4 protein-coding genes and 1 pseudogene are annotated in these 3,321 nt (G+C 68.7%); all 5 read right to left on the reverse strand.

Annotation, left to right across the window (positions count from 1 at the left end; all coding sequences use genetic code 11):
• Positions 1–486: hypothetical protein (locus G6021_RS16505; RefSeq protein ID WP_182641757.1), on the reverse strand; the 486-nt coding region annotated here is incomplete at its 3' end.
• A 9-nt stretch (positions 487–495) separates the two neighbouring features.
• Positions 496–1,050: a hypothetical protein gene (locus tag G6021_RS16510; RefSeq protein WP_182641758.1), complete on the reverse strand. Its 555-nt coding sequence runs from the start codon at positions 1,048–1,050 to the stop codon at positions 496–498.
• A gap of 12 nt (positions 1,051–1,062) precedes the next feature.
• Entirely contained in the window at positions 1,063–2,679 is a 1,617-nt protein-coding gene (locus tag G6021_RS16515) for a peptidoglycan DD-metalloendopeptidase family protein (protein ID WP_182641759.1), read from the reverse strand.
• The gene (locus tag G6021_RS16520; protein WP_182641760.1) at positions 2,676–2,936 is read right to left on the reverse strand and encodes a hypothetical protein; all 261 of its coding nucleotides are present in this window, start codon (positions 2,934–2,936) and stop codon (positions 2,676–2,678) included. The genes G6021_RS16515 and G6021_RS16520 overlap by 4 nt, the downstream gene beginning before the upstream one ends.
• Positions 2,929–3,321: pseudogene (locus tag G6021_RS16855) on the reverse strand (ATP/GTP-binding protein); the annotation flags it as partial. The gene G6021_RS16520 and the pseudogene G6021_RS16855, both read right to left, overlap by 8 nt.

The raw sequence follows: 3,321 nt of genomic DNA on the forward strand, positions 1-3,321 counted from the left end.
AAGGACCTGCCCGGTGCTCCACTCCCGGCCCAGATAGGCGCCGTACCAGCCGCAATCAGGCAGGTTGTTGTCCCGGTGCTCTCGTTTACGCGCACGCGGGGACAGGGTCGCGATGTCACTGGTCGAGGCCATTTGCCGGGTCGCGTGTGCGATGCGCGACTGCGTGCCGCCGGTGCGCCGCAGTCGCCACCGCCGGCGAGCGAGGATGATCCCCGCGGTGATCACCACGACGACCAGCCATTGGGTCACCAGCAGCGCAGTCGCCGCTGGGGACCAGGCCACCGAGTCACGCGCCAGGACCTCGATCGCGCCGACCATCGGGAACGGGCTGGGTGGCTCGGCGCCGCCGAGCTTGACCGCCGCCCGATGCGCCGCCCACACCGAGACGTTGATGGCCACGAACCCGGCCAGCATGATCAGCAGCACGACGTGCTCGGGCCGGAACTGCGAAACTCGGGTGTTCCTCGGATTGTCGTTGCCAGCCATGATGTGCCCCTATCTCGTCATCTCTAGTCGGTACTGCGCGGCTTTCCAGGTGTGTCCCTCACGGACCACGACCACCTGCGCCGCCATCTCCGGCAGCGGCGTCGTGTCGCCGTCGGTGTGTTGAACCACCTGCCGCAGGATCAGACGCACCTCCGCCCGGGGGGCGTGAGGGTCAACCGGATCGCTGGCGAGCTCCACAGCGCCCACGACAACGTCACCGGACGCCGCCCACGCCGCCCACTGTCTAGGCAGTGGCTCTGAGGCCGGGCGCTCGGCCGCCGCCTCGGCCAGTGGCCCAGTGAGCGTGTCCGCGGCCGCGTGCAGTGAGTCCCAGGGGCCCGCCTGCTCGGCCGGCCGCCACGTGAAGATCTGCCGCATCGCGGCCCGCGCAGCTCCTTCCGCGGTCTCTGTCGGTTCTGCGTGCACGTGATGGGCGTCGGTGCCGGGCTCGTCCCCTCCGGCCCGCAGCATCACCACCACCAGCGTCACCACCACACACGCCGCCACCACGCCTGCGGCGATCACGCCCGCGATGATCAAGAGGCGTCGTTGTTCTGCTTCCATGGCCACTGCTCCTTACCCTGCTGTCGTGGCGAATTTGGCTGCTTCTGCGGGCACGATGACGACGTACTTCTGTGTCTCCGCGTACGGCGGAACCCCGCCGTACTGCTGGACGGCGCCCGGGCCGGCGTTGTACCCAGCCAGCATCAGCGTCTGCGGATCCCCGGAGAGCTGACCTGAGGCGATCTGCTCCCGCTGACCTTCGGCGATCTCGCACAGGTAGCGGGCCGCGAACATCGTGGCGTCTGCGGGGTCGGAGGGCGAGCCAGAGCCCGGCGGACCGGCCACCTGGCCGTTCTCGTCGACCTTCGCCCCTCGAGAGGCCCAGGTGCCAGGCATCGCCTGCGCATATCCCTGCGCTCCCACTGGCGAGACAGCGCGAGCTTGGAACCCCGCCGACTCGTGGTAGAGCAACCCCGCCAGCAGCGGCGAATCCACTTCTCGACACACCTGCCCGCCGAGACGAATCCACTTGCGCAGCTCCTCCGGGATCTCACCGTCGTTCAGCGCGCGCCCGTGGTCGCCGACCCCGTCCGGAACGCACGCACCGGTGGAGGCACCGACACCGGGACCACCTCCCTCCGGGGCGGGCCCGTACTTCTGGCCCGGGGTGGGCATGCCCCCGCCGGCCACGGTCACGTGCACGTGATCGAAGTGGTTCTCGGTCGGGGTGCCCCGATCTTCCATCTGGCTCGGCTGGCCTTCGGCGGGAATGTACTGCTGGCGCCAGATCAAGTACTCGATGTTGAACGCTTCTTTGTTCCGGAACAGGTAGTCGGCGATCTCGTCGCCGAGCTTCTTACCCGCACCGCTGGCGTAGTCCGGGATCATCACGTCGACGGCTCTGCCGGACGGGTGGTCGGGGAACGGGTCGCTGGGGCGCCAGCCCCCGATCGTCTGCACCTCGGGGAACTTCTGGGCGACGGCCCGGGCTACGCGGACCGAGTCGACCTGCAAGTTCTGCTCGGACACGACGTCCGACGGGGGAAGCTCTCCCCCGCGCGTACCCCGGTCCGTGGGTTCTCTCGGCGTCGGTGCGGGAGCGGGCCTCTGGCCGGCCTCGCCCGGATTAGTCGCCTTGTCGATCCACGGCACCGGATCGACGTCTTGGCCGCCGTAGCGGCCTCCCGCCCAGATCTCGAAATGCAGATGGGCGCCCGTGGATTGACCCTCGTTGCCGACCCCGGCGATATGCTGGCCGGCCTTGACCGCGTCGCCGGCCTTGACCCTGAGGTCGTCCGCTGGCATGTGCCCGTAGACGGTGGAGAACATGCCGTCCCCACCGTTTCCCTCGTGGTCAATGACGATCCAGTTGCCGAATCCCGAGGCGGGGCCCGATTCGGTGACCACGCCGTCGGCGAAGGCGTAGATGGGAGTGTTCACGGGTGCTGCGTAATCGATGCCCCGGTGGTCGGGGCGATCGGCTGAGCGATAGCCCGAGGAGACCTGGTAGGTGCCGTCTTTCATGGGCTTGGAGTAGTCCCCGTCGGGGACTCCGCCGGCCGCAGAGCTGGACCCTCCGGTCGGTGCGCACCGGTCGTCGTCCTCGATGAAGGAGGAGACGACGATGGTCAACCCGAACGCGACCGCGAGGACGATCACCAGCGCCAGCACCGGCCCCTTGAGAGTCACCGGTCTTCCAGCTCCCGCAGCCGAGCGGACAGGTGCGCGTTCGCGGCGCGCAGGCGCCGAATCTCCCCCCAGGTCGGACGCGGCATCCGCTGCTGGTCCTCGGCCCAGCTGAGCACCGTGGAGGTCGCCACACCGAAGTCGCGCGCCGCGCTCGCGGCCGCAGACGACAGGGTGGACGAGGCGCTGAAGTAGCCCACGAACCGGTCGACGACATTTTCCTTGAACTCGGGGCTGTAGCCCCCGGCGGGACTAGGCATTGACCAGTCCCCCGGCTCGCGCGGACTTGCGCTTCCACTCGTCCTCGAACGCGGCGTTGGTGTCGTGTAGTCGCCATTTCGTCTCTAGTGGCGAGATGTCGGTGCGGAACGGGATGCCGGGCGCGGTGCTCTTGCTGGCTTTGATCATGAAACACCCGCGGCCGGGCGGCACAGGGGCATCCGCGGAGCGTTCCCGGTCTGGTGAGGCCCCTTGTGACCATGAGGTGATCTCGGCGATTTCCCGCGCTGTGAAGGGGAGTTTTCCGCCAAGTAGGCGCAGCTCGTCGGCCGGCAGTCCACCACAGATCACAGCCCCGGCCCGGTCGATGAACCCCATCGCGCGGTTGCGATCCGCCTCGGTCGGCAGGGTCTCCAGATCCTTGGA

This window comes from Dietzia sp. CW19, from assembly GCF_014145265.1.
GTDB classification, from domain to species: domain Bacteria; phylum Actinomycetota; class Actinomycetes; order Mycobacteriales; family Mycobacteriaceae; genus Dietzia; species Dietzia natronolimnaea.

Bases quoted from the DNA above. Each gene is read 5' to 3' on its own strand.
- G6021_RS16510 (WP_182641758.1), bottom strand. From the start codon at position 1,050: ATGGAAGCAGAACAACGACGCCTCTTGATCATCGCGGGCGTGATCGCC.
- G6021_RS16520 (WP_182641760.1), bottom strand. From the start codon at position 2,936: ATGCCTAGTCCCGCCGGGGGCTACAGCCCCGAGTTCAAGGAAAATGTC.